Source organism: Pantoea sp. JZ2 (assembly GCF_035191405.1).
Classification (GTDB): Bacteria; Pseudomonadota; Gammaproteobacteria; order Enterobacterales; family Enterobacteriaceae; genus Pantoea; species Pantoea stewartii.
In genome coordinates, this window is sequence record NZ_CP045248.1 from 150,601 (window position 1) to 176,978 (window position 26,378).

27 protein-coding genes and 1 riboswitch are annotated in these 26,378 nt (G+C 50.0%); of the genes, 18 read left to right on the forward strand and 9 right to left on the reverse strand.

Going from position 1 to position 26,378, the window contains the following annotated elements:
- The first annotated feature begins 27 nt into the window (after positions 1 to 27).
- The 4 genes from GC087_RS23165 to GC087_RS23180 all read left to right on the forward strand — a co-directional run bounded on the left by GC087_RS23165 (position 28) and on the right by GC087_RS23180 (position 1,658).
- Positions 28 to 336 (forward strand): hypothetical protein, encoded by a 309-nt coding sequence (locus GC087_RS23165; protein WP_226374859.1) that lies wholly within the window; start codon positions 28 to 30, stop codon positions 334 to 336.
- Between the two features lie 227 nt (positions 337 to 563).
- Positions 564 to 809 (forward strand): regulatory protein YcgZ, encoded by a 246-nt coding sequence (ycgZ, locus tag GC087_RS23170; RefSeq protein ID WP_033742343.1) that lies wholly within the window; start codon positions 564 to 566, stop codon positions 807 to 809.
- A 164-nt stretch (positions 810 to 973) separates the two neighbouring features.
- Positions 974 to 1,261, forward strand: coding sequence for a hypothetical protein (locus tag GC087_RS23175; RefSeq protein WP_033742341.1), 288 nt, complete (start codon positions 974 to 976; stop codon positions 1,259 to 1,261).
- A 142-nt stretch (positions 1,262 to 1,403) separates the two neighbouring features.
- Positions 1,404 to 1,658, forward strand: coding sequence for a biofilm/acid-resistance regulator YmgB/AriR (locus GC087_RS23180; protein WP_324030674.1), 255 nt, complete (start codon positions 1,404 to 1,406; stop codon positions 1,656 to 1,658).
- A 598-nt stretch (positions 1,659 to 2,256) separates the two neighbouring features.
- Here the strand turns inward: GC087_RS23180 and GC087_RS23185 are convergent.
- A complete protein-coding gene (locus tag GC087_RS23185; RefSeq protein ID WP_058702502.1) occupies positions 2,257 to 2,982 on the reverse strand; it encodes a YoaK family protein in 726 nt (241 codons plus the stop codon).
- A gap of 320 nt (positions 2,983 to 3,302) precedes the next feature.
- Here GC087_RS23185 and GC087_RS23190 point away from each other — a divergent pair, with 320 nt between their 5' ends.
- Positions 3,303 to 3,635, forward strand: coding sequence for a hypothetical protein (locus tag GC087_RS23190; protein WP_058702500.1), 333 nt, complete (start codon positions 3,303 to 3,305; stop codon positions 3,633 to 3,635).
- Positions 3,636 to 3,657: 22 nt separating this feature from the next.
- Positions 3,658 to 4,029 carry a RidA family protein gene (locus GC087_RS23195; RefSeq protein WP_054634059.1) on the forward strand — a complete coding sequence of 124 codons (372 nt, stop codon included), beginning with the start codon at positions 3,658 to 3,660 and terminating at the stop codon, positions 4,027 to 4,029.
- A 2,487-nt stretch (positions 4,030 to 6,516) separates the two neighbouring features.
- Here the strand turns inward: GC087_RS23195 and GC087_RS23200 are convergent.
- The 3 genes from GC087_RS23200 to GC087_RS23210 form a co-directional block, all read right to left on the reverse strand.
- Positions 6,517 to 7,488, reverse strand: coding sequence for a ParB family protein (locus GC087_RS23200; protein ID WP_324030675.1), 972 nt, complete (start codon positions 7,486 to 7,488; stop codon positions 6,517 to 6,519).
- Positions 7,489 to 7,495: 7 nt separating this feature from the next.
- Positions 7,496 to 8,695 carry an AAA family ATPase gene (locus GC087_RS23205; RefSeq protein ID WP_039339560.1) on the reverse strand — a complete coding sequence of 400 codons (1,200 nt, stop codon included), beginning with the start codon at positions 8,693 to 8,695 and terminating at the stop codon, positions 7,496 to 7,498.
- Positions 8,696 to 10,536: 1,841 nt separating this feature from the next.
- Positions 10,537 to 11,466 carry a RepB family plasmid replication initiator protein gene (locus tag GC087_RS23210; protein ID WP_006122024.1) on the reverse strand — a complete coding sequence of 310 codons (930 nt, stop codon included), beginning with the start codon at positions 11,464 to 11,466 and terminating at the stop codon, positions 10,537 to 10,539.
- A 459-nt stretch (positions 11,467 to 11,925) separates the two neighbouring features.
- On the opposite strand from GC087_RS23210, the gene GC087_RS23215 reads away from it, so the two are divergent.
- Complete coding sequence (locus GC087_RS23215) at positions 11,926 to 13,296, forward strand: aldehyde dehydrogenase family protein (RefSeq protein ID WP_058708870.1); 1,371 nt, start codon at positions 11,926 to 11,928, stop codon at positions 13,294 to 13,296.
- Between the two features lie 125 nt (positions 13,297 to 13,421).
- Here GC087_RS23215 and zigA read toward each other — a convergent pair whose 3' ends face one another.
- Positions 13,422 to 14,654, reverse strand: coding sequence for a zinc metallochaperone GTPase ZigA (gene zigA, locus GC087_RS23220; RefSeq protein WP_324030676.1), 1,233 nt, complete (start codon positions 14,652 to 14,654; stop codon positions 13,422 to 13,424).
- A 220-nt stretch (positions 14,655 to 14,874) separates the two neighbouring features.
- Between zigA and GC087_RS23225 the strand changes: the two genes are divergently transcribed.
- Genes GC087_RS23225 through GC087_RS23240 form a run of 4 tightly spaced genes read left to right on the forward strand, consistent with a single transcriptional unit; the run spans position 14,875 to position 19,521 of the window.
- Complete coding sequence (locus GC087_RS23225) at positions 14,875 to 16,401, forward strand: ABC transporter substrate-binding protein (RefSeq protein WP_058708869.1); 1,527 nt, start codon at positions 14,875 to 14,877, stop codon at positions 16,399 to 16,401.
- Positions 16,401 to 17,336, forward strand: a complete 936-nt coding sequence (locus tag GC087_RS23230) for an ABC transporter permease (RefSeq protein ID WP_058708868.1) — start codon at positions 16,401 to 16,403, stop codon at positions 17,334 to 17,336. The genes GC087_RS23225 and GC087_RS23230 overlap by 1 nt, the downstream gene beginning before the upstream one ends.
- The gene (locus GC087_RS23235) at positions 17,333 to 18,124 is read left to right on the forward strand and encodes an ABC transporter permease (RefSeq protein ID WP_058702494.1); all 792 of its coding nucleotides are present in this window, start codon (positions 17,333 to 17,335) and stop codon (positions 18,122 to 18,124) included. Before GC087_RS23230 ends, GC087_RS23235 begins: the two co-directional genes overlap by 4 nt.
- Positions 18,109 to 19,521: an ABC transporter ATP-binding protein gene (locus tag GC087_RS23240; protein WP_058708867.1), complete on the forward strand. Its 1,413-nt coding sequence runs from the start codon at positions 18,109 to 18,111 to the stop codon at positions 19,519 to 19,521. The genes GC087_RS23235 and GC087_RS23240 overlap by 16 nt, the downstream gene beginning before the upstream one ends.
- A 12-nt stretch (positions 19,522 to 19,533) precedes the next feature.
- Here GC087_RS23240 and GC087_RS23245 read toward each other — a convergent pair whose 3' ends face one another.
- The gene (locus GC087_RS23245) at positions 19,534 to 20,082 is read right to left on the reverse strand and encodes a helix-turn-helix domain-containing protein (RefSeq protein ID WP_324030677.1); all 549 of its coding nucleotides are present in this window, start codon (positions 20,080 to 20,082) and stop codon (positions 19,534 to 19,536) included.
- A gap of 96 nt (positions 20,083 to 20,178) precedes the next feature.
- Between GC087_RS23245 and GC087_RS23250 the strand changes: the two genes are divergently transcribed.
- The 6 genes from GC087_RS23250 (at position 20,179) to GC087_RS23275 (ending at position 24,362) form a co-directional block, all read left to right on the forward strand.
- A complete protein-coding gene (locus GC087_RS23250) occupies positions 20,179 to 20,850 on the forward strand; it encodes an AzlC family ABC transporter permease (RefSeq protein WP_193750325.1) in 672 nt (223 codons plus the stop codon).
- Positions 20,847 to 21,167: a branched-chain amino acid transport AzlD family protein gene (locus GC087_RS23255; protein ID WP_058702491.1), complete on the forward strand. Its 321-nt coding sequence runs from the start codon at positions 20,847 to 20,849 to the stop codon at positions 21,165 to 21,167. The genes GC087_RS23250 and GC087_RS23255 overlap by 4 nt, the downstream gene beginning before the upstream one ends.
- A 77-nt stretch (positions 21,168 to 21,244) precedes the next feature.
- Positions 21,245 to 21,364, forward strand: a riboswitch (TPP riboswitch).
- Positions 21,365 to 21,502: 138 nt separating this feature from the next.
- Positions 21,503 to 22,447 (forward strand): FAD-dependent oxidoreductase, encoded by a 945-nt coding sequence (locus GC087_RS23260; RefSeq protein ID WP_039339581.1) that lies wholly within the window; start codon positions 21,503 to 21,505, stop codon positions 22,445 to 22,447.
- The gene (thiS, locus tag GC087_RS23265; RefSeq protein ID WP_006122036.1) at positions 22,432 to 22,629 is read left to right on the forward strand and encodes a sulfur carrier protein ThiS; all 198 of its coding nucleotides are present in this window, start codon (positions 22,432 to 22,434) and stop codon (positions 22,627 to 22,629) included. The genes GC087_RS23260 and thiS overlap by 16 nt, the downstream gene beginning before the upstream one ends.
- A gap of 2 nt (positions 22,630 to 22,631) precedes the next feature.
- Positions 22,632 to 23,390, forward strand: a complete 759-nt coding sequence (locus GC087_RS23270; protein WP_205954610.1) for a thiazole synthase — start codon at positions 22,632 to 22,634, stop codon at positions 23,388 to 23,390.
- 9 nt (positions 23,391 to 23,399) lie between these two features.
- Positions 23,400 to 24,362, forward strand: a complete 963-nt coding sequence (locus GC087_RS23275; protein WP_324030678.1) for a HesA/MoeB/ThiF family protein — start codon at positions 23,400 to 23,402, stop codon at positions 24,360 to 24,362.
- A 22-nt stretch (positions 24,363 to 24,384) separates the two neighbouring features.
- Here GC087_RS23275 and GC087_RS23280 read toward each other — a convergent pair whose 3' ends face one another.
- Genes GC087_RS23280 through GC087_RS23290 form a run of 3 tightly spaced genes read right to left on the reverse strand, consistent with a single transcriptional unit; the run spans position 24,385 to position 25,938 of the window.
- Positions 24,385 to 24,849, reverse strand: a complete 465-nt coding sequence (locus tag GC087_RS23280) for a GNAT family N-acetyltransferase (protein ID WP_324030679.1) — start codon at positions 24,847 to 24,849, stop codon at positions 24,385 to 24,387.
- A gap of 59 nt (positions 24,850 to 24,908) precedes the next feature.
- Positions 24,909 to 25,511, reverse strand: coding sequence for a LysE family translocator (locus tag GC087_RS23285; RefSeq protein ID WP_324030680.1), 603 nt, complete (start codon positions 25,509 to 25,511; stop codon positions 24,909 to 24,911).
- Positions 25,512 to 25,563: 52 nt separating this feature from the next.
- Complete coding sequence (locus tag GC087_RS23290; protein WP_006122041.1) at positions 25,564 to 25,938, reverse strand: VOC family protein; 375 nt, start codon at positions 25,936 to 25,938, stop codon at positions 25,564 to 25,566.
- A 65-nt stretch (positions 25,939 to 26,003) separates the two neighbouring features.
- Here GC087_RS23290 and GC087_RS23295 point away from each other — a divergent pair, with 65 nt between their 5' ends.
- Complete coding sequence (locus tag GC087_RS23295) at positions 26,004 to 26,375, forward strand: YybH family protein (protein ID WP_205954612.1); 372 nt, start codon at positions 26,004 to 26,006, stop codon at positions 26,373 to 26,375.
- Positions 26,376 to 26,378 lie beyond the last annotated feature (3 nt).

The following is a 26,378-nucleotide window of genomic DNA, read 5'->3' on the forward strand; positions in this document are numbered from 1 at the left end:
TTTGCTAAAATTACGAATGTGGAACACATGCCAAAGGAGGTTATTTTGCTACTTTCACAACAGTATCTGACTAACACTATCATTGGCGAGGCCGCTCTGAACCTGATAGCAATTAATCAGGACGTAAGTGTTGAGTCCCTGGTGGATGAGCTCAGGGTAATGAAAGAATCTGAAGTTGATGAAAAACGACTTCTGCAACTGGCCGATGCAACAAAGTGGCTCATGGGATTCAGAAAAATCGGTGCACGCTCGTCTCCCGGCACAGGCTGGTCTGCACGCAAGCACCCTTTTTCAGCGTCTTCTGACAATGACTATGATGATATTTTCTTTAAATAGTAATAAGCTTGTTTTTCATCCCTGTTGGTGGGAAACAAGCTGAACCGTACGCCATAATTGTTAAAAAAGTTTAAACGCCAACCTCTATAACCCTCTGTTTTACCTCAATTAGCACTTTTTGCACAAAAATATTCCTTCAAGATCATCAAAATTCTGTACAAGTTTTTAAAACATGTATAACTTTCGCTTAGCGGCGAAGTATATTTTAACCACTTGAGGATATGAGCATGCGTCAGAACGGACATGCACCGGATAATACCAGCGACATTGCCCGTTATTTTAACCAGGCCAGCCAGCCCTCTCAGCAGGAAACATTGGGCGAAATTGTTGTGGAACTCCTGCGCGCTGGTCAAACGCTCTCTCGTAAAGCTATCTGTAGTAAACTTCTCCATCGTCTTGATGGGTGCGCTTCATCAGAACAACAGCAGCATTATCAGGCCCTGATTGGTTTGCTGTTTAGCCGTGAAGGCTGATAAATTTTGCATTAATCGTTAATTCGTTTTTAAAGTAAATTCTGATCGGACAGTACTGCGTTTAGTCACAGGGAGTGTACTGTCCACAGCTGACGCGGGAAGGTTAGCTGTCCCCGTCATCGTGACCGGACTATGGCCACACATTCGTAATCAGAGAAGCCAGTATGTACAGAAGTGAAGAAGAAAAAATAACGGATGTGATGATAGGTGAGGCCGTGCTGACCTTACTCAAGTCCGAAAGTCCGATTTCCAGCAATGCATTAATTGCCCAGCTTGAGGTGATGGCGGGCGAAACGGAAGATGCAACACGACTGCGTGCGATTAAAGTTGCCATCGTTGAAGTGCAAAAAGGAATGGCTTCTGCAAACAGTCGTCGAAGAGTGGATCTTTCCGAACGTGATAAGCACCGTTTAAACAATGATGGTCCGCCTGAAGGTTCTAAAAAGCACTGAGCTTAATGTTTGTGGCTGGTCATCAGGCGATGATGCGGTGTGATTGCAGACAGGTAAGTTACCTGATTAACCCTGATAAATAATAATACTGTCGGCTGACTTCCTGCTATTCAACTGACAATTTTCTTAGAGAATTGAGACTATGCAACAGAGCACATCAGATTTAGCCATCATCGAATTTTTCCGCAGTGAGGGCGATCACCTCGCCAAAGAAACTGAATTGCTTGGTCGGGTGATCAGAAACATTGTCAGCGATAAGAAGCGGGTGACGAATAAAGCCATTATTCTGTACTTAATTGCTGAACTGGAGTGCACTTACGATGCAACTCAGACAGAACTGTTACGCAACACACTGGAGATTGTCGTAGGCCGTACTCCGGACGACGCAGGCATTTAATGTTCATGCCAGGAAATGAAATCATTAGCATTTCCTGGCTCCCCCTACCCTGCAACACCTTGATATAGCCATAAACATTAATGCATTTTACGCGCAAAAAAATGGATGGCGCGCTTGCAAAGAAGTTTAACTCTCTTATCACCGCTGTCCTGACTCATACGAAATAGTGCATCTGTAATTTGATGAAACTGCACGGGCTCGCCCCTCTTTAAAAGCTCACTGACTACTTCTCCAATCAACGCACGAATATCGTTGTCCTCATGGTTATTCACATAACCTCCAACTGGTGTATATATATTCAGACTAACATTTTTATAATGTTAAAAACAAAGAAGATTACCGAAATATAATGTAAGCGAAGCGGTAGTATTGCGTTATGATCTTGATTTCCTTCCGGGTTATATCTTTTTGAATTAATATACTTGGCAAAATTTCCTTCCCCGAATAAGTTGACAAAATACGACATTAAGTAAATTTATATTTCATGACACGGCAGAATAAGAAGAAAATTTAATGAGGCCTACGTTAGTGCTGAGGGTTAGCTTTCGGGTGATATCAAAGACAGGGCAGCTTAATCGCTGCCCAATGAAATGAGATGTTAAAACTTCCTTGCATTATTTAAGGCGATGAGGATTGCACTTGTTGCAAGGATGATCAGAAAAATACCTAATGCAATCATCGCATTGAATGCATAAGCTTTAAAAATAATTAACCCGACAATACAGCCCGACAAAAATGAAAAAACGGTAGTCAGGTGTGTGTGTAACTGCTTTTGAGCAAAACGTCTGTCGCAGGGCTCGGCACGAGAAACAAAAGATGACACGTACGTTCCGAGTGCAATACCGGCATCTGTAAGCGTCCCTGTGATATGGGTTGATCTGACACGGCCGTTCGAGAGTTGGGTTGACGTCGCATTATGCACTCCCATCAGGAATGCCAGTATCAATAAGACCTCATCATTATAGCTGGGAGAATAGAAAAGTTTTTCGAAAACCGAAGCAAGCGTGAGCGCTATCCCTTCAGCCAGAATGATCAGACAAAAAACCGTTCTGATTTTTCGCCTTTCTCCAGCTATGATAAAAAATCTTGCCGCTGTACATCCAATAACAAACGCCGCGATTAACCCGGCAAGGAATGTCAAACTGTCAAAATCTGACGTAAAAACTTCAGTAGAAATTTGAGAGGTGTTTCCGCTCATATGTGATGGGAAAAAACCAAATGCGCCAAGCGCCATCGCATTCAGTATCCCGGCGGTTGTGGCTAATGCCAGAGCAAGATAACGGTCTTCTGTATGTGAACGCAACTTCTTCTTTTTTATCAGCACCCGATTCCCCTACTGTTTTTACACCATTGATGATTTTACTTTTATACATTTTTATCATAGTAGAGTTTAAAAAACGCAGCGCTAAATACAGACAAATCTGCATGGGTAAACTGTTAATTGTATTGATATTTATGTGCTTTATGGGAATCGTGGTTACATGTAAAAAATTCAAAAGACTTTTCAGATTTTTTTACGCATCAGCAAAAATTTTCTTTGCATCCCTTTTTCTGATGTATTTAACACTGCTGCCAATTTATGGCAGGATACGCCCCCTGAATTAATCCTTCACAAGCCATATGTAAGATTTTCAAGGTCAAGTCATGAAAAGAAGTCACCGTAAATTTATTATTCCTGTGGTTATTATATTTGTTTGTCTGGCCTGGTGGCTCATCCCACATTATGATGCTGAACACGAGGCTTATTATGTTTCAGTGCTTTGCGCGGTGCCCCAGCAAAATGAACAACAGTTATACAAAGCAATGCGCACTGTCATTGAAGGCAGTAATTCTGACTATGCATTGCAAAAAATTCATTTTATTCCCGGACTGGCCAAACGCGTTATCGCTAAGTGGAAAAATCTGACGCCAGAGCAGCAGCGACAGGCCGCCAGCCACGACAGTCAGTGCCGACAGTTGATCACGACCAATAAATGATTACGCAAAAGGACACTTAATCATGCTGCAACGTAAAAATTACGCTGCGCTGGGTCAGATAACAGCGCCATATGTTCACGCCGTCAGCCATAATGGAACACTGTATGTTTCAGGCCTAACGGCACACGGCACCTCAGCAGGCCAGCATGACATAGCTGCTCAGGCGGAGGCGATATTTGATCAGCTTGAAGTTATTACCCACGCTGAGCAAACGTCGTTACAAAATTTGATCAAGGTGACCATTTTTATTACCTCGTTTGTTGATATCGATTCGCTTCGAAAGGTGCTGTTCAAACGCTATGGGAGTGATCTTCCGGCCAGCTCACTGGTTCAGGTCAGCGCCCTCTTTGCACCTGAATTGTTGATTGAAATTGAGGCGGTCATTGCACTTTAAGAACAGTTCGCCTTGCCCGTTTCATACGTTTAATGTCACCAACTGGTAAGAACATGCTTTTCGCACAGCATGTTCTTAATGTATTTCCATCTCCCATCCTTTTCTGACATCCCATCACTTCAGATAAGTGCGTTACACGTTTGCTCTGCACGTTGGCGTGATATTCCTCTTATGGCGCCGGCTTTTATACTTCCCCCCTTGGATATCTGGTTTTCAGGCATGCTCAATGCGAAAGATGCTGGCTGGCTATTAATATTGCAGCGATCGCGCTTGTATTCATACCGATGAAAGCTTTTTGACATGCCATACAGATATGCCACATTGTCGTTGCTATATAAATAACAAACCGAGTGGTTGACGTTTCGCAGCTCACTTTCAGCCTGTCGCATACCTGTCATAACCAGGATTGCGGTTTATCTGCATAAGGATTACTCATTCAGAAAAACTGGCTGAGCCTGCCAAAAGGAACCTGATTAGTTAATTTGAATTACGCGTGGGCCTGCGTAAAAGGGATTCATTCAGAAACCCATGACATGTGAATTTCAGCCTGAAATCGCCGAAGAGAAGCACTGATTACAGTGAATGTTTGAGTATTCACTGTAATCAGTTCGCGTGAGCAGATGACTGCGTTATTGGCACGCTTATTTTAGGAACAGATAAAAAGGACGGATAACAGCGATGCGGCGGCGATGTTAAGATCGAGGCAAGTGTCAGCTTTAAACCGCTTGATAATAAGGTCATTGAGCTGGCCTAAAAGACAATGCGCGCTGAACATGATTCACGGACAGCAATACGGGTACCGCAGGCTTACAATATGCGGCAGGCCGCTAAAATGTCACGGTCATCTTAGCTGAACGCGCATTCTAAAGTGCCGTGATTAACGTAGTTTAACCTTTACCCGACTTGGCTTTGCAACGTTCCAGATTATATTAATTCTGAATTTCTTCAATAACGATGCGAGTCAGTTTCAGCGTGATGAGTTGTAAAATATTGACTCAGGCGCGTAACCGCATTCACAGCTTAGCTTTTAGCGTCCGCCCGGAAAGGTTGATGACCAAATTTCAGCCTGAAATCGCCAAACTCATTTTGCTCACTGATTACAGTGAACATGTAGCAGGCGTCCACTGTAATCAGTAATCAACTGCATTTTTACACACAGCCCCTTCAGGCTAAGCGAGAGATCTCATGTCAGTGCCATACTCATCCCAGGCTGCGCATCGCGCCATCAGTAAACGACATATTCCTGACTAACAGCGGTATCAATGCGTGGCAAGTAATTCACTGTAATCTGTAGTATGAAGCATCGGCAAGCGTTAAAGCCTGAGCAACATGCTCATGGCACCAGAATACTGATTACAGTGAATTCAATATTAAAACCTGAGCTCTCATCGCTTTGTCCTTTTGAACATGATTAGTCGTAGCAGATGTAATGAGCCTTTCTTCGTTTTCAAAAAGTGAGATTCAAGCCAATGAATGTGTCACCTGTATTCAGGTGCCTGAAACGTTTTGCGGCCGATTCAACAGCAATGATACTGACGCAACCCGCAGACTTGAGCGGTTTTTATTGATACACCCCGAATTTGCATCATAAGTCACAGCGCCTTACAGAAAAAGGGGTGATATCATTTGTCTCACCTTTCCTCACTCACTGGCGCCAGTCCTACAGTGTGCGGTCGACTACAGGCTTCACTTTTAAAGGAAGAAGGGATGAGGGCGTTAATCAGTGTGTGAGAGAGATGCGGGCAAAGTCTTGATGGTGCCATGCATTGACAACTTTGGCTTACTCATTACCAAACACTTTCCCGTTAGTACATCATCATTCAGAGTGATTTATCCATCACAGCCTTAGTTATCCACTTTTTCTGTGGATAACTAAGGGATTTTTTTTGTATATCGTCATTATTGATAATTTTATTGTTTATTAGATTTTCTCGCGGCAAATAAGTTTAGTCAGGATAGGGTGTCAGCTCATATCAATGAGGTTTACATTGCTGGCAGATTTAGAAAAATTTCAGGGTGAAATCGCCAAAACAAAAGCTATATAATACAAGTAGATATAAGAGAAAATCGCAAATTCATCGCCGTCATGGTGTAACATTAAAGCATTCCATCATTCCTTCAAACTTTCCTTTTAGTACGAACAGTCGAGAGAAAGCTTGTAGAGCTGATAAATGCGAAAGCGGTTGAACAAATATCACCCATAAGATGGGTTTGAGACCTGATTTATAAGCGTCAGGCTTTCATTACAGTCTTACAGATCGTGCACAATTTCGACCAGCACAGCCAAGACCCGAAACAGAATTTCGGGCGAAATTTTACGGCACTGAGATAAAAAAGAACTTATTTTTCAATATATTAATATCGACAAGGAAGATTATTAGATGGCGATTTCAGCCTGAAATTGCGAGTGTAAATAGCAGCATAAACAAGGCAGGAAGGGAGGAAAGAAACCAGGCAAAGGCTATTTGCCTGGTCAGGGTTAGACGCTCATCGTGTCATGAATTTTTTCAGGGTTTCTGATATCACTTTATCCAGCTCATCCTGCAGCTCTTTAGACTGGCGATTAAATTCATAACTGAACATCCTTCCTCGCGTTTTTTTACGCGCAAAACGATCTTTATCTGCGAAAGACCACAACGCAATGGCAGTGGTTTTGTCTTTTTCGGGCTCTTTAATCAACGTCTGGCTGCCCTGACGGATTAAGCGAAGAATATTATTCTTTAGCTCATCTTCAGCTAAATTTTCACGCGCTCTGACCACATCGATTTCAGCAGAAATCGCATTAATCAATGCGTCAACTGATTGCCCTGTTTCACTGAGCTTATCTGAAGCCTGGAGCAGAGCTTTATAATCAGGATAAGTCAGTTCAGATTGATTGGGGAAAAGCGAAATCAGATCGGCAGGCACACTCGCCGCCTGCAATGCACGGGTCACTTTAGCCTGAGACAGACCCTGATTTTCAGCAATTTCCTTTTGTGAAAGTCCGCCTTCTTTAAGCGCAAGCAAACGCATGCCGACTTCACGTAAATTATGTTCGCGCGCCGTCTGTATATCCTGTGCAAACTTGCGTGCCTCATCGGGCGTGATTGCAGCATCGGTAACCAACACATCAAGACCGGTTTTACAGTGCAACGCTGCGGCCCGTCGCCTTGAACCATCCAGTATCTCGATACGTTCGTCATGCATGATGCCAATGGCAGGAAAAAACTGCTGGAGTTTGATGGTACGAATAATGTCGCGTAATGAATCGGGTGTGAGACCAGACTGGTCGCGACCATTGGTTTCCATATTTACGAAGGTTTTAGCAGCCACTTCGCTGGCAGGTATATGATTAAACCTGAATACGGCGCGTTTCCCCGTCGAAAGCACAAAGGTTTGTGAGGGGAGTTCAGAGGATTTTTCGGTAGTTAACGGCGTCTGGCTGAAGGTTCGACCAATCGTTATTCTCTTTGCACTCATAAAAACCTCAGTTCAGGCGAATAAATTCGATGCGGTCAAAAACCGCTTTTGCAAAATCTTCAGCGGCAGAACGCGCATTTTTTAACGCTTCGCTGCTGCCCACATAGGTGGATGGATTGGCAGATATAACGGTGTCAAATGACTCTCCACAGCGTTCAAAACCATCCAGTCGCGGAAGCGTTGCATCTAACATATCGCCGCCAAAAATTTCTTTAGCAAGACTGTGACACAGCTTATGGTCAGCTTTATTCGATAGTTTCGACATAAAGCCGATATTTCCCTGAAGGCGACACTCTGCCCCCGATTCTTCAATGATGCCAATCAACTCAGGTAAACGCGTCAGATATTTGAGAGTGGAATGAAAATCCACCTGTGCAGGCGGCACCGGCGTCATCAGAAGATCAGAAGCAGCAATCGCGTTCTTTAAAAAGGCATCCAGATGGGGACCACTGTCGATGAAGATAAAGTCGTAATCTTTTTTGAGTTTTGAGACAACATTGTCATAAAGCACTGAATGAACATTCTGTCCAGGAAGATGCGTGGCACAGAGCTCATCCCAGCTAGATGCAATAAACGCATCATCGATGGAGGCGGGCAGCACATCCACGCCTGGTATGATGGACGATACGATAAACTCATTCACCAGCTCGTCACGACTTACGTTCTGTAGCATGGCCTGCGCGGCCGTAGCCTCAACTAAACCGACTGAGCGTTCATGATTTAAAAACATGGTTGCTGAGGATTGTGGGTCAAGATCGATAACCAGAATGCGCAGGTCTTCATAGAGCAGGTGAGGGTGAGCGCGAAGCGCATGCGCGAGAGAAACTGTCGAAACGGTTTTAGATACGCCGCCTTTTAAATTTCCGACAAACAACGTAAAGGCTTCAGGATGGCGATCACGGTATTTCGGTACGCCGCGATGGTGATAAATATCAATGATATTCTGTATGGACATGGCGTATTTGACCGAACTTCCCGCAGCGCGCTTATCAAACTGGTAGCCACTTTCTTCCATCTCATTGACAGCATAATCCACACTGGCGCGGGTTAATTTTGGCAGTTTAGCCAGCGCAGCCTTCGCATAAATCTGGTAATAACTGTTTTCCTGTAACTCAAGCTTTTGCGCCTGAATTTGTTCAGTAAGGCTCAATAGCATCCGTTCAGAACGCTGAGCAACTTTCATGACCTGACTGTCATCGTTAGCCATACTTACTCCAGATATGTAGGATTTACGACTTTATACCTAAATCCTGCACATCGGGCAAGAATTTATCTTATAAACGCTATCCTGTGTTTAATGCTGAACTTATGATTTATGTGACGCTATACACATAATTTACTGTAATAAGCATCTGCGATGCGTTCAGGAGTGGACTATACAGGAGGATGAACTTAATCCGTCTCGCCCATACAACTGGACAAAGATACCGTGAGGCTATCTTCGCTCGGTTTCTAAAATAAAAGTAGAACGTCAGTACGTACAACGAGAAGCGAACATTCACTGTAATCAGTAAAGCCCGCCGATCACATGAGCGCAAAACTGCGTAGCAGAGGGTCAGCAGCTACCGCGCTTGTGGCGTCACTGCTGGCGGATGTATTTAACGGGCATCTGACCAGCAGGTGCCTTTTAACCTGCATTCGTTCACTGTAATCAGTAAAAGATTCACTGTATTCAGTAGAGGATGAGCACCGATCGTGTGGCCAGAATCAGGATGACAGACAGCTAAAACAGCACAGCAGGTGATTCAGCATCAATATCTGTTACTCAGACTCAGCGGGGGCGTTCTGGACCCATCCTGTGTTCACTGAAGCAAGCTGTGTCTCAATGCTAACTCTCTAAAAATCTGACAGAGCGAACATATACATCCGCAATGTTCACTATAATCAGTATCCCTTCCAGTTGCCTGCAGATGAAAAGCCTGACCACAGAGATGCCGCTATTTGCCACACGACTTGCTTCTGTCGCAACAGATGTGGAAAGGCATCGACTAAAACATTCACTGTAATCAGTAAGCGATGCCGGGCCAGCTTCAAGGCCGGGCCTGGCGATAAAGACGTAGCGATACAGACCGTGACGAGCCTTTAGCGAAAAATAAACAGGGAAGGGGAATGACGTAAACATTCACTGTAATCAGTAGCAGAAAACCCATACCAGCGTGGCAGTCTTTGTTGTCGGGTAGAGAAGTCCGGAAGAGGCTTCATCAGCCCGGTCCCCTGAATATTCACTGTAATCAGTAACACTTGCAGCCTTCAGAAGGAGAAAATGCTCATGGCATCAGGCTGGAAAGGCTATAAGAATGATACGCTTTCCAATAACATTCACTGTAATCAGTAAACGCCCTGATCTGAATCAGCCGCTGCCTGACATTGTGGTCCATCCATGACACGTCGATAGCGTTCACTGTAATCAGTAAACGTAGCTGCCACCGTCAGTAATCTGGATCTAACTTCGGAACGTTCACTGTAATCAGCAGGAACCTCGTGACGAACAGAGGACAGATTCACTGGAATCAGTAAATGCATTTTGTCGGCTTAACCCGTCATAACATTCACTGTAATCAGCGTTCCACTAACCCTGTCACTTATTTAGTGTGATTGTTCATTAATGCCAACGTGTTCAACCCTGCGTTGTCTAACCCAAAAAAATACAAATAAAATCAATTAATTAATAACAATATTCACTATAATCAGTTATATCATTCTCCACAAACGTTCACTGTAATCAGTGAAAGGCAGGGCGCGAATAAACGCAGCCAGTATTCACTGTAATCAGCAAGGCGAGGCAAAAAAGGATAAGCAGAAAATTAATAAAATAATAGTAAGCGCACGCTTACTTATAAGTCATTGAAATATTATTAAAATAAAATCAGATGGCAGACGTTCCAACAGCATAACTTCAGCGGCGTTACTGACTATAGTGAATGCCGCTGATTACAGTGAATGATTGTAGGTAAGGAGTGAAAGAAGTATATGAACTGGCGTGCAGTGTCACTTTTTAGTTAAAAGTGACACTGCAACGCAAAACTTACTGATTACAGTAAATGCGCGCTATTCTTCAAATTCAATGTCTTCAAGGGTATCAATACCTTCAAGATTGCCGATACCATCCAGTTTAGGCGTCCTGCTGTGGATAATGAAAAACACAGAGCGTCCGCGTTTGACTTCAGAATAGTCGAGATAGCCAATCTCTTTAAGCTGCTCCATTGCGCGTCGCACAACGTGGTTCTGCGTCGTAATTTTAGATCCTAAATTCAGGCGCATACGCAGGCGTGCCAGTGATATAGGCGCAGGGTTGGTGGGAAGGCTCTCAAGGAACGTATAGAGCGCCTGAGCCGATTCTTTACGTTTCAGACGGGAGATGGCGCGTAGCTGAAGTAAAACCTTGTGATCGAAGTTATAGAGCTCAAAAAGCTTGGGATCAGCTTGTATGCGAACAATATCTTTTTCACGATCATAGTAGGCAGACTGAACAAGGTGCGTGTGATAGGCCTTACCGTTTCCTTCAAAGGACAGCGTATTGGTCGCAATTCGCCGTAGGGATGCATCAAGCCGCTTACGTAAGGCAGCAGAAGAGTTTGCTGAAGGTATTCCACACATTTTAACGAAATCGATAAAGGGCAGCGTGACCGTATCGCCCTGAGTAGGATAACGCGAAAAAGACTGGATGATGCCTGCCCATGTCTTGAAATCATTATCCATATCCAGCCTGGCACCGGTGATGGTAATCTTTTCATACCCTTCCGCTTTCACTAGCGAGAGGTTTTTAAGTTCTTTCGTCGCATCCGTGGACGCCATCGCGCCTGAAATCCCGCGCGCGGTGGATTTAAGCGTTGGTACAAACAGTCCCAGTCGCATCAAGGCAACAGGCTGAACAGTGTTATTCTTATTGGGATGAAGCTGAATAACTTCACCGCTGTTTTTAGTCACAGACAGAAAAGGCTCTAGTAACGCTTTGTTTTCACTATCTTTATCTGCCATGGGATAAGATCTTCATTCTGTGGATGAAAAGGATCGTTTTCTGATTACAGTGAACATTAGCACTGATTATAGTGAACTTTCTACAGTGTGTAGTGAATAAAGTACTGATTACAGTGAATAGTTTGCTGATTACAGTGAACACCAACCCCCTCTCAGCCCTTGTGTGGCGCGGCCTGCAGCGATCGGGGATCTCTTTGGATCTATTATGGATCTCTCTATGATCGTTATATAGGAACTATTCACTGTATAAGTGGATAACTCAGCGATAACAGATCATAGTGATGTTTCTCTGAATAGCGTTTTTTTTAAAAAAGATAAGGTAACTGCCACCCGTCCCGGACAAACGCACTCACTTGTACCTTCATTTTTCAGAAACAAGTTCATCACTATTATTCATTTTTCATCAGCATTACGACGGCGTATGGTGACAGAATTTCGTCATTAATAAGGATCACGATCATGACTGACTTTGCCATTTCCCGTAATCCCACAACGGGTGAAATTCTTGCAAAATATCCAATGCAAACCGCTTCTGAACTGGAGCAGACGTTAGACTCAAGTGCCAAGGCCAGTAAAGCGTGGCGGCAAAGCAGCATGGACATGCGTGTCAACGTACTTCGTCAACTGAGCGAACAACTTCGCCAGCGTGAGCCAGAACTGACGCGAATGATAACCCTGGAAATGGGTAAACCTGTTGCACAGGCAAGAGCAGAGATCCTGAAATGTGCCAGTTTGTGTGACTGGTACGCTGAATTTGGCCCTGCCATGCTGCAAGACCAACCCTCACAGATTCCCGATGCGTGGCAGTCATTCCGGCCAATCGGGACTATTCTGGCGGTAATGCCCTGGAATTTCCCCTTCTGGCAGGTTCTGCGCGGTGCTGTAGGGATGCTGCTGGCGGGTAACACTTATCTGCTGAAACACGCCCCTAATGTCATGGGAAGCGCAATGCTGATGGCAGAGCTGTTCGATGCTACAGATCTGCCTGAAGGCGGTTTTAACCTGATAAACGTTGATAACGAAGGCGTTTCAACCGCAATCCGGGATGATCGCATCGCAGCGGTTGCAGTAACAGGCAGCGTCCGGGCGGGTGCCGCTATAGCTGCCCAGGCGGGTGCGGCGCTGAAAAAAACCGTGCTGGAGTTAGGTGGTTCAGATCCTTTCATCGTGCTGGCCGATGCTGATCTTGATGAAGCCGTTAAATCCGCAGTCACAGGCCGTTTCCAGAACACCGGGCAGGTTTGTATGGCAGCGAAACGCTTTATCGTTGAAGCGCCGATTGCGGAAGCGTTTGAAATGCGTTTTGTTGAAGCCGTTAAGGCGCTTAAAATCGGCGATCCGCTGGATGAACAAACGTACATTGGCCCAATGGCCCGTTACGATCTCCGCGATGAACTGGATGACCAGGTCAAAGCGAGTCTGCGTGAAGGTGCACGTCTGGTGTTAGGTGGCGAAAAAATAGCAGGGCAGGGCAATTATTATGCACCGACGATCCTGTCTGATGTAACAAGTGACATGACAGCCTTCAGGCAAGAGCTTTTTGGGCCTGTCGCCGCTATCGCAGTCGCCCGTGATGCGGATCATGCGCTGGAAATCGCTAATAACAGCGAATTCGGACTTAGTGCAACGGTATGGACGAACAACACCGATCGTGCTGAGCAGATGACGGCAAACCTCGAAGTGGGTGCTGTATTTATCAATGGCAATGGTGCATCCGATCCACGCGTGACTATCGGTGGCGTGAAGAAGAGTGGCTATGGTCGTGAGTTATCGCACTTTGGCGTCCATGAGTTCTGTAATATTCAGACAGTCTGGAAAAACCGGCGCTAACCACTATTTTATTATCCCCTGAGTCTACCGGCGCAGCAGTGCGCCGGCTTACTGTCTTTTCCCATCGGATAACAACATTGATTTCTGCCTGACACAAAACAGGATCCTTTGCAGAAAAAGATCCGTTACGATTCTGCGTCATCGAACCAGCCGGGCAGGGGATCGGAAAGCGTCACCCAGTATCCCGGCCCCGCCGCCATTTCCTGAGGGGTTAACAAGGCGTGATCAAGCGCAGCACGCACTGCCGTTTCATCCATATCGATGCCGATAAAAACCAGTTCCTGTCGTGCATCGCCTGTCCCGTCTATCCAGTTGTCGGCAATAAACGCGAGGGATTCACTGTCCTGTGGCCATTTATCACGCGGGATACTGGCCCACCAGCTGCCTGCATAGCCATGCCGGGCTATCGCACCCGCCTGAGACCACGACGCTGCATATTCAGGACGGCTGGCCAGCCAGAAATAACCTTTCGAACGGATCACCCCCTCAAGCTGATGATTAACCGCATGCCAGAATCGTTCAGGATGAAACGGACGCCTTGCGCGATAGACAAAGCTACGAATACCGTACTCTTCTGTTTCTGGCTGATGCTCGCCGCGAAGTTCTTTTAGCCAGCCTGGTGCCTGAGCGGCCTGGTCAAAGTCAAACAGGCCGGTATCCAGTACCTGATCGAGCGGAACATTACCAAAATGGCTGGTGATAATGCGCGCCCGTGGATTCAACTTGTGCAGCATCGCTTTGAGCGTGCGTTGATCCTCATGGCTGATAAGATCGGTTTTGTTCACGATCAAAACATCGCAAAATTCAATCTGATCGATCAGCAAATCCACAACCGAGCGCTCATCCTCTTCGCCCAGTGATTCGCCACGCGCCTGTAAGGAGTCCAGGGAACGGTAGTCACGAAGAAAGTTATAACCATCCACAACAGTGATCATGGTATCCAGCCTTGCCACCGTCGACAGGCTTTCACCTTCTTCATCGGCAAAGGTAAACGTCTCGGCAATGGGCAGCGGTTCAGAAATGCCGGTTGATTCAATGACCAGATGGTCGAAACGGCCTTTCGACGCCAGCCGTTTCACCTCCAGCAAAAGATCCTCACGTAGCGTGCAGCAGATGCAGCCGTTACTCATTTCCACCAGCTTTTCATCCGTACGAGACAATGCCGCACCGCCATTACGTACTAAAGCCGCATCGATGTTGACTTCCGACATGTCATTGACAATCACGGCGATGCGCCTGCCTTCACGGTTATTGAGGATATGGTTGAGAAGGGTGGTTTTGCCTGCCCCGAGAAAGCCGGACAGCACGCAAACGGGCAAACGTTTGTCTGTGGGCGATGAAAGAGAGTGGCCTGACATGAAGTGATCCTTAAATGGCGAATACATTATGTTATAACATAACAAATTAGCGGCCATTTTCAATATGCTTTGTTGGATTCAGGGTTTCCATTTCTTTGCTGTTAAGACTGAAAGCGAGCAGGCTGATGCGACTAGCTGAGCGTTAAACGGGTTCATATTTTAATTGTTATGTTATAACATAATTAATTCTGGGAAACATTATGTGGTAAACAGACATATCATGACACAATTCAAATACTGGTTTTTCGGTACGCTTACTGGCCTGCTTTTTGCGTCATTAAGTGCTTACGCCGATCGCAATCCGACCGTTCGCATCGCCGCGCCTTTCGAGATTAAAGGTCCCGATCCCGCCCTTTCAGGCGACATTCTGCTTCGTATGGATGTGGTGGAAACGCTGGTGGAAACGGATGAGAAAGGTAAGGCGGTACCCGCGTTAGCCGAAAGCTGGGACATTTCGCCCGATGGGCTGCAATGGCATTTTACGCTGCGGAGCAACGCCCATTTTCATGATGGATCACCTGTTACTGCTGAGAGCGTCGTAAAATCGCTGAATACCGCCCGCAGCAAGCCGGGTTTACTCGACAAAGCACCCATTACGTCGGTCAGCGGAGAAGATCGGCGGGTGACGGTCACGCTGAGCGAGCCTTTCACGCCGCTGCTGGCGGTGCTGGCTGAAAGCCGTTCGCAAATCCTCGCGCTGAATTCCTGGGACGATACCAATACCATTTCACGCGTCATCGGCAGTGGCCCTTTCCAGCTCGTCAGTTTCCAGCCCCCTCAGTCACTGAGTGTAAAACGGTTTGAAGGATACTGGGGAGAGAAACCCAGCATTGAACGTGCCCGTTATTTGTCCGCAGGTCGGGCTGAAACGCGCGCATTACTTGCAGAAAGTGGTGATGCGGATTACGTCTTTAATCTGGACGCCGCCAGCCGTCAGCGCTTGTCACACAAAAGTTCACTACAGGTGCTTACCGTTTCCGTACCCCGTACGGTGATGCTGAAGCTGAACGTCGCTCATCCGTTCCTGAAGGAGCAAACCACGCGCGAAGCGCTCAGCCTGGCGATCAATCGGAATGCGCTGGCTGCGGCCATATTACGCTATCCCGGTGCGGCAACACAGATGTTCCCGCCCTCTATGGCCGGATGGCACAACGCATCTTTACAGCCTCTGGATTATGCTCCTCAGCGTGCCGCCGCCTTACTGGCACAGTCCGGATGGATATCCGGCCGGGACGGCATGTTAACCCGCGCTGGCCAGCGCTTTACCCTCACGCTGCTGACATATCCCGATCGCCCCGAGCTGCCCTTAATCGCCATGGTCATTCAGCAACAACTGCGAGAGGTCGGGATCGAGGTCATCATCAATTCAACCAATTCCAGTGAGATACCCGCGCGTCATCATGATGGCAGCCTGCAAATGGCGCTCTATGCCCGTAATTTCGCCCTGACGCCGGATCCTGGCGGCACGCTACTTCAGGATTACGGTTCGCAGGGAGGTGACTGGGGCGCAATGAACTGGCACGACAACGCTTTTGATAAGGCGCTCAGCACGCTTTCACGTAGCAACGATCCCGATCAACGACAGCAGGCAAGAGCGGTCATCACCGCCGCATTACAGCGTGATTTACCGGTTATTCCGGTTGCCTGGTACCAGCAGTCAGCAGCAGTAAACGCGAAGCTTGCCGCCGTAAAACTGGATCCCTTTGAACGCCATTTTGGCCTGCGTGAGATGAAATGGGCGGAATAATGTTTAAACAACTCGTCTGGCGCCTGGGTCAGGCTGCCTTTGTGATTTTTGCCGTCGGTATTTTAACGTTCGTTTTAGTACAGGCGTTACCGGGCGATATGGCCTGGCGCATTGCGTCGGGACGATATGGTTATGACCGGGTCGACCTGGCGGCGGTTATCCGCGTGCAGCAACAGCTGACGGACTTTTCCGCTCAGGGAAATGCACTATGGCACTGGATGTGGGATCTGCTGCGCTTCGATTTCGGGCGATCTCTCGTCTCAGGGGAACCGGTCAGCAGTGAGCTGGGCTGGCAGTTAACACAAACCCTTGCTCTGGCCGGGGTAGCACTGCTGATGATGTTGATTCTCGTTATTCCCGCGGGGGTCTGGGCAGGATGTCGGCCGGGCAGTGTTGTTGATCGGCTCATTAACGTGCTGGCACCCACGTTTAAATCGATTCCACATTTTGCCCTGGGTTTACTTCTGATTATGTTGTTTTCGCTGCGCCTGAACTGGCTACCCAGTGCGGGGCATGGGGAAGGGCAACATTTCATCCTCCCGGCGCTGACGCTGGCATTAACGCTGAGCGCGGTAGGGGCGCGTGTTGTCCGCGAGGCAACCTGTCAGGCTGTGAAAGCAGGCTGGTATCGCTGGGGAGCGCAAAAGGGCCTTTCCGCGCCGCACCTGTTCTGGCGACATGGTTTGCGCAATCTCAGTGTCCCTGTCGTCACCTGGATCGGCATGCAATTCGTCTGGTTAGTGGAAGGTGTGGTGGTGATCGAAACTCTTTTTGCCTGGCCAGGTGTCGGACACGCGCTGGTACATGCGATTTTTGCCCGGGATGTTCCGGTGATTCAGGCCAGTGCGGTGGTACTGGGATTGACCTTTGTCACCTTAAATATGCTTGTCGATGCTGTGTGTTATGTCCTGGATCCCCGAGGTAAACGCGTATGACGTACCGCCAAAAAACGGGGTTGGTGATAATTTTAACCTTGCTGGCCTTTGCGTGGCTGATGCCGTTGTTGAATCAGAACGATCCCCTGCAGCAGGATTTGTTGCAGATGTTAACGCCGCCCTCGGGTAACGCGTGGCTGGGTTATGACCATTTAGGGCGCTCGATGCTGGCGCGCCTGAGTGCGGCGCTGCGATTGTCGCTGGGGCTGGCGGCCCTGTGTGTGATTACAGCAATGCTCATGGGGCTGCTGGCGGGAATAGCCAGCGCCTGGTACGGCGGATGGGTCGATCGACTTTTCGGTATGCTGGCCGACATGTGTCTGGCGCTGCCGGGCCTGCTGTTAGTCCTGCTGCTCGCCGCAATCGCACCTGACGCACCACTCATGTTATGGCTGGGACTTTCACTGGTACTGTGGGTGGAGTTTTTCCGTGTGACGCGCGCCACGCTGCGGCCTGTGGTCATGTCGCCAGCCGTTCAGTCATCTTCACTGCTTGGCTTCTCCATTGTTTATCTGTTTCGCCGACATCTTTGGCCGGCCCTGTCTCCGTTATTACTGACACTGACCGTCTATGCATTCAGCAATGCCATTATGGCCGTATCGGCGCTGGGATTTATCAGTGTTGGCGTTCGTCCACCCACACCTGAGCTGGGCCTGATGATGACGGAGCTGTTCCCCTATGCCTGGGAAGCGCCCTGGCTATTACTACAGCCTGTGGTTGTGCTGTTTATCCTGCTGGTGGGGCTGAATTTGTTGGTCAACAAGGAGCGCAAATGGCAAGCATCGTAATCAAACAGGTCGCCGTCTTCGCGGATACCTGCATTGTTGAGCCTATAAGTCTGATCATCCATTCCGGCAGGCCCGTCACCTTCATTGGTGAGACAGGATCGGGAAAAAGTTTGTTTGCGCAGGCGATTTTCGGCGCCTTACCCGACGGACTGCGCGCTGAAGGAACGGTAGTCATTGACGGGCAGCAATATAATCTGCAAACCGATCTGACAGCACTCCGTGCGCTGTGGGGACACCGTATTACCGCTTTACCTCAGGAGCCCTTGCTGGCGCTTGATCCGACGATGCGTGTGAAAGGCCAGACAGAAGAGGGTTATCGGTACATACGGGGGTTCACGCGTCAGGGCGCGCAGCAGGCGGCAGGTTTGGCGCTGGACTCGCTGGGGCTGGCCCACGCGGCAGAGCGTTTCCCCTGGCAGCTTTCCGGTGGAATGGCCCAACGGGTGTGCTTTGCCGCTGCGCGGGCGGGTGGTGCCACTCTGCTTATCGCGGATGAACCGACGAAAGGACTGGATGTGGCGCGACGGGACGAAATTGGTGACATGCTCAACCTGGCTGTAGCCCGCGGCGAAGCCTTGCTGACCATCACCCATGATATCGCGCTGGCCAGACAGTTAGGCGGTGACATTGTCGTGATGCATAAGGGAAAGGTGATTGAGCAGGGGGATGCCACGCAAGTCCTGAATGCGCCGCAGAAGGCTTATACGAAACAGTTGCTGGCCGCTGAACCCCATGCCTGGCCACCGGCCACGTTGTTGCCCTGTGATGACACCCTCGTATTACGGGCCGAAGGGCTTACTCTGAAACGCGCCGGGAAAACGTTGTTCCGCAATGTAAATTTATGCTTTCGCGCCGGTGAAATCGTTGGGCTTTATGGTGAGAGCGGCAGTGGCAAAAGCAGCCTGGGAGATACGCTGTCGGGCTTGATTAAGCCCGATAAGGGAACGATAACCCGACCGGGTAGGTTTCATCCGTTGCGTTATCAAAAACTATACCAGGATCCTTCTGCGGTTTTTCCACCGGATATCACTATGGCCCAGATCATCGACGATCTGCTGCAGCGCCACACAATCCCGGTGAGGCGACGTGATGAGCGGATGCGGCAATTGGGGCTCGGACAGGCGTTGTTACACCGTCCGGCTTCAGGATTGTCAGGCGGTGAGCTTCAGCGGTTTTCGCTGCTTCGGGCGATGTTGCTGAATCCCGTGTTCCTGTTTGCCGATGAACCCACGTCGCGTCTCGATCCTGTGGTTCAGCAACAGACGCTGGCCTTACTGACTGACCTGGCCATGCAGCAACGCTGCGCCATTCTGCTGGTCAGTCATGATCTCACGCTACTTGAAAGGAGTGCACATCGGGTCATTTCCCTTGATGCGATTAGCCTGCCTGATGACTGAGGCAGAGCACCCTCAGATGTGCTCCATGACCAGCACGGCCAGCGTATCCGGCTCCAGCGCTCGAAAAATATGTTCAGTGTCGCCGGGATAGCTGATGTAGTCGCCCGGTGCCAGTTCGACGGGCGAGTCTGTGGGCCCGACCAGCGCGCGTCCCTGAGTCAAGATGAGATGCTCAATGGTATTCGGCGAATGCGGTTGCGAGCGGCGCTCGCTGCCGGGCTGGATGTGCAGCAGATAGATATCCCGTCGCGCGCCGGGCGGACAGGTTGCCAGCAGGACGGCTTTATAATCCGCCTGCTCGGCGGCAACGGCAGGGCCTTCACCGCGACGAATAACCTGCAGGCGGTTCGCTTCCGGCTCCATCAGGCGGGCAAACGGAATATTCAGGGCAACGCAAAGTGACCACAACGTCTCAATGCCAGGATTACCGTTCCCCGCCTCAAGTTGAGAAAGGGTCGACTTTGCTATGCCAGCCCGACGCGCGACTTCTGCGAGAGTCAGTCCTACCCGCTGGCGCTCTCTGACTAAACTGCTGGCGATAATATCAATGGGTGTACTCATCCTGCATCCTGTTCGTTATGGCGAACGTATCGTTCATCTTGTAATACTGCTGCGGTCCGTTCATTATAATGGGTATATCGTTCGTTATGGGAGCTAATCGTGGTGCTGGATAAAAAAGAGACTCTGGACAAGGGCGTGATAAAAGCCATTTTCCTTGTCTGTCTTGCCGATGGCATTGTAGGCCTGTCATATGGTTCGCTCGCTCTTGCAGAGGGTTTTCCGTTTTGGGTGCCGCTGGCGTTATCGACGCTGGTGCTGGCGGGGGCGTCTGAATTCCTGTTTATCGGTATCGTGGCGGGCGGTGGCAGTCCTCTCACGGCGGCAGCGGCGGGGCTGTTGGTCAATGCGCGTCATCTTCCTTTTGGTATCACTGTCAAGGATTTGGTCGGTCAGGGCAGACGGGGTCTGCTAGGATGCCACATCATGAATGATGAAAGTGTCGTGTTTGGCATTTCCCAGCCTACGCTGGCGCAACGTCGCCAGGCATTCTGGATATGCGGCATCAGTATTGGCGTAATCTGGCCTGTGACCGTAATGGCTGGCGCGGCGATAGGGCAGTTTATTCCGAATGTGTCTACTATCGGCCTGGATGCGGTCTTTCCCGCGATCCTGATTGCGCTAATCTTTCCTGCCTTACGCAAAGCGCGCACCCGCATTCCTGCTATGACTGGTGCGTTTTTGTCGCTGGTGGTCACGCCTTTCGTACCTGCCGGTATGCCCGTATTGTTTTCCTTGCTGGGCCTCTTTACATGGAGATCGCGCAAATGAATCACGCCATGATTATTGCAGGTATTGCGTTGCTGGCTGCTGGCACCTACGCCATCCGTTTCGCGGGTGTTAAACTCGGCAATCGTCTGCCCGTCAGTGAACGAACCCAAAACATGTTATCCGATGCTGCCACTGTACTGCTGCTTGCGGTTGCGGCAACCACCACGCTGTTTGAAGGCCAGCATTTTGCAGGGATGGCCAGAGTGATGGGCGTCGGGTTTGCCCTGTTCCTTGCCTGGCGTAGAGCTCCGCTGATTTTCATTATTCTGGGCGCGGCCTGCATGACGGCGTTGTTGCGCTACATGGGTGTACCCTGAATGCGCAATTTATCTTGCCGGACCCGGCGATAAATTGCGTGTCAGCCTTGACGAACAGCGTCGCTTAAAATACAACTAGAACCCGTCAGGGGAGTCTCGCCAGAGAGACTGAGAGGCTAATAGCGCCATGCGCGGCTTAGCGACCCTTAGAACCTGACCCAGTTGATACTGGCGTAGGAAGACGGGCATCTGCGCATCGCGTAGATGCTTGCCGCAGAGCCTGTTTCTGTCAGGCTTGTGCTTTTTCCCTTCTTGTATCGCGGGTCTCTGAGAGCTAACAGAGAGGCCAATGTGACTATCCTTATTCCGTTTTTACCCCATCAGGATGGTGGACAATGAGCCGCTGGTCAGTGCTGGGCAGCGGTGTATCCGGACTCTGTATCGCGACGTTACTGGCCGAACACGGCGAGAAGGTTGAAGTCATTACACAACCGAATTGTCAGGCGGCGTCCTACTGGGCTGGCGGCATGCTGGCACCCTGGTGTGAGGCAGAAAGTGCGCCTCAGCAGGTCGTTGAATGGGGACAGCACGCTGCAGCGTGGTGGGCGGCCCGCATAAGTGGCGTTGAACAGCAGGGCACACTCGTGCTCGCGCCACCGCGTGACAGCGCTGAACTTACCCGGTTTGCCAGCATGACCACAGCGCATCAGTGGGTTGCGCCAGGTGACATCGAACCCGCGCTGGAAAACCGCTTCGCCCGGGGATTATTTTTCCCGGCTGAAGCGCATCTCGATCCGCGTCAGGCAATGCAACAGTTACGTGCACGTCTGGTCAGCGCGGGCGTCAGTATTCACGCTGGCAAGCCCAGCGGACGCATTATTGATTGCCGCGGTATTCATGCGCGTGAGGCACAGCCAGCCTTGCGTGCGGTGCGGGGCGAAATGCTAATACTGCAAACGGATGAGATCACGTTTTCCCGACCTTTACGCCTGCTGCATCCCCGTTTTCCTTGCTATCTGGTTCCCCGGGCGCAGGGGCACTTTATGCTCGGGGCCACCATGGTTGAGAGTCAGGATACCAGCCCCATCAGCGCGCGCGCCATGATGGAGCTGCTGAGCGCTGCTTACAGCATTCATCCTGCGCTTGCCGAAGCGCGCATTATCGAAAGCGGGACGGGGTTACGTCCTGCTTATCACGACAACCTCCCCGACGTGCGTTATGAAAACGGTGTCTTTTCCATTAACGGTATGTATCGCCATGGCTTTTTGCTGGCACCGGTTATGGCCGAAAAGCTCATGCATCAACTTGCAACAGAGAGACTACTATGCGAATCGAACTAAATGGTCGTGCTATCGAGACGAAAGCCGGGACGCTTGCGGAGTTGTTAGAAGAGCAGGGCATTGACGCTGGCTGTGTGGCCAGTGCCCTCGATGGAACCTTTGTTCCCAGAGAGCGCTATGCCTCACAGTTGCTTGAGGCCAACTGCCGTCTGGAAGTGCTGTCGCCAATGCAGGGAGGTTGATCATGTTTTACGACTACAAGGGCGACTCCCGTTTTTTACTGGGTACGGCCGGTTATCCCTCACCGGATATTCTTCAGCAGGCTGTTGTGGCCTCCGGTGCGGATATCATCACGGTCAGTCTGCGTCGGGAAGGGAATCAGGGTGGGGCCTTTCGCGATTTACTGAAAACGCTGAATAAGCGCGTGTTACCCAATACAGCGAGTTGCCATACCGTCAGGGAAGCCGTCACGACGGCGCATATGGCGCGCGAACTGTTTGCCACGCCATGGATCAAACTGGAAGTGATCGGGCACGCGGATACCCTGCAACCGGATCCATTCGCCCTGGTGGAGGCCGCCCGTATTTTATGTGCCGAAGGTTTTCATGTTTTTCCTTACACCACAGAAGATCTGATTGTGGGCGAAAAACTGCTGGAAGCGGGCTGTCAGGTGCTGATGCCCTGGGGCGCGCCCATTGGCTCGGGGCAGGGGCTACGCAATATTGACGGTTTACGCACCATGCGTGCCTGGTTTAAAGACGTTCCGCTGATCATTGACGCAGGGATCGGTGCTCCCAGCCAGGCGGCGCAGGCGATGGAGCTGGGCTTTGATGCCGTGTTGCTGAATACCGCCGTCGCGAAATCCCACGATCCGGTACGCATGGCGGGAGCGTTTGCCAGTGCCATTCAGTCAGGACATCAGGCGCGGTTGGCCGGCATGATGGAACGTCGGGATATGGCGGTCGCCTCCACGCCCGTTTTTGGTCTGGCGCAGTTCAGTTAAGGAGCGAAAATGTCGCGATATCAAAGACAGACTATGTTGCCCGAAGTCGGGGATGAGGGGCAGCAGGCGCTGGCTGCAGCCCGCGTTCTGGTCGTGGGCGCGGGTGGACTCGCGTCAACCCTGTTGCCCCTGCTCGCAGGTGCCGGCGTGGGCTATATCCGGCTGTATGATCATGATGTCGTGACGCTGCATAATTTGCATCGCCAGACGTTGTTTACCGTTGCCGACATTGGCGAGCCCAAGGTTTTCTGCGCGCAGCGTGCGCTGGCGCAACGCAATCCTGACATACTCATCGAGCCGCATGTTGATGCCCTGCGTGCCAGCATTATCGATACGGCAATGACAGGGATTGATTTGGTCATTGACGCCGCAGACAATTTTGCAGTGACCTATCTGCTCTCCGACAACTGCTATGCCCGACGAATTCCCCTGGTGAGTTCCTCAGTGCTGGGAAGACAAGGCTATGTTGGCGGATTCTGCGGCGGAGCGCCCAGCTATCGCGCGCTGTTTCCCCGTTTACCCAAAGCATCAGGCAACTGCAACACTGCGGGGGTTTTAGGCCCGGCGGTCGCCACCTTAGGCGCCATGCAGGCTCAGATGGCGCTCAGCATACTGCTAACGCTGTCGCCGTCACCGTTAGGGTGCATGATTAACTGTGATTTTGTGTCATGGCAACTGCGTCAGTTCCGCTTTGACGCGGCACCGGAACCGGAAAAACCCGGGATTCCGTTTATTGATCCTGCCTTGTTGACGCCAGACGACTGCGTGGTGGAGCTACGTGGGATGGATGAAGCCCCCGTGAGCGTCAGCACGAATGCTGAGAGGCTACTGCCACAGGATATTGCCTGCTGGCAACCGCCCGCGGATAAGCGCATTGTTCTGGTCTGCGCCAGCGGCATGCGTGCCGCTCAGGCCGCGCAGGCACTGGAGGCGCGTGGCTGTGAGCGGCTGGCCATCATCGCCGACCGCTAAATCTGACGGAAAAGCAGGCTTATCAGGCCCGGTCTGAACGACGGGCCTGATAGATATCGGGTCGGGTAATCGTCCAGGCGTAATCGGGCCGGTTGACGGGCTCGTAACCGAACTTTTTATATAGCCATGGCGCGGTTGAGGTGAACAGTAGCATCCTGCGAAGTTTATCCACGATGGGATGGGACTGACAGCAGGTAATCAGCCAACCTCCCAGACCTGCGCCCTGATACTCTTCCAGCACGTAGACATCACATAAATAGGCAAAGGTGGCGTAATCAGTAACAAAGCGGGCAAATCCGATCTGCTGTTGATGATGAAAAAGGCCAAAAATTAAGCTGTTCTCTACCGACAGGGCCACGGTTTCTCCATCAATACCGGCTGCCCATGTTGAGCGGGTGAGATAGCGATGAATCGCCTCAATATCCATCCTTGCGTGATCTGTCGTGATCAGATAATCGTCTTTATACCATTGCTGAACGGCTACCATCTGTTTCCCTCTGCCTTCCGATATGAATGAAAGTTATGATGACCGCGTTGAGCTGACGATCAGGATACCAGGTTGTGTACGGCAATCACTATCAGCAAAAGGCCCCCTGCCATGTTTACATAGCGTTTCAGAACAACGGGATTCACGCTTTGCGCTGAAAAAAACAGTAGCTGGCTGATAAGCGTGAGCCAGAGACACATCACTACAATGTGTACGGTGGCCAGGCTCAGGAAGGCAGCCAAATCGGTTCTGTCGCCTGTAAACTGGGAAACCACCGTCAGGTAGAACAGGATAGCTTTAGGGTTAATGACGTTGGCCAGCCAGGCGCCTTTTATCGTCACCGCGCTGTCCATAGCGTTCAGCGTAAAGGTTTTTGTCTTTATCCCGGTGATAAACAGCAGTCCGCCAAGCCACAGTAAATAAACGCCCCCCACGATTTTTAACCAGGTGAACAGTGTGGATGACGCCACCAGCGCCGTCGACAGCCCCAGTCCAATCAGCAGCGCGTGCGTGTAAATACCCAGCGCAGTGCCGAACAGTGTTTTAAACAAGCCTCTGTAGCCTGATGTAAGTGCACTGTTCATCGCCAGAGTGAAACTCGCCCCAGGTGACAGCGCAATCGGCAACAGTGCAGGCAGAAAGCCAGCGAGATTAATATCCAACGGCTCTCCGTTTACAAGGCTTTTTCGCTGCGTGTACAGAACCGGTCATACACTATGACGGATTGTAAAAAGCACACAGCTTGTTACCGGTGGGATCTCTGAGATAAGCGACACAGCGACCATCGGTTTCTCTGATATGCGGTGGGGATTCAGCCGAGGTTCCGCCGTTTTCGAGACCCTGCTGATGCCAGCGGAAGACGGCGTCAGATGAGGGCATCGCAAAGCCAATGGTTCCGCCATTGGCAAAGGTGGCCGGTTGACCATTAATGGGCTTAGTGACAATAAAACGCTGGTTATTTTTCGAATAAAAAGGGCGGCCTATGGCATCAATTCCCTGCTCTTCACACGCTATTACGGCAAAAATGGCGTCATAGAATTTTTTTGCCTGCTCAATATCGTCTGTACCAACAACCATATGACTAAACATGATTAACTCCTTTTAACATCGGTAAGCATATACTTAACATACCCGCAATGCGTGCGGAAGAGCTGATGAATGAGCTACCTGTTTTACAGGTTATCAGACGATGCGACAGGGCGATGACTTCCCGTGATTACGACGCATTGATGCAGCACTATGCAGAGGGTGCCAGCCTGGTGGTAAAGCCGGGAATGAGGGTAACGCGCAAGGCCATTGTTCAGGATAAGCGGGTGGTTGAGCAGGGCCGAATGGCGGTCATTGAGAGGGGGAAAACGGCGCTGGTGATCATGGAAACCGTGCTGCGTTATCCCTGTCAGCAGGAAAACCATGTTGAAACGACCCGGCGCGCCACCTATTTGTTTCGCCGGGACAGCGATGGTCAATGGCGCTGCACCGTTGATTCGGCCTGCTGCCCCGGAATGAAAACGCCCGTTCGGATGTAATAC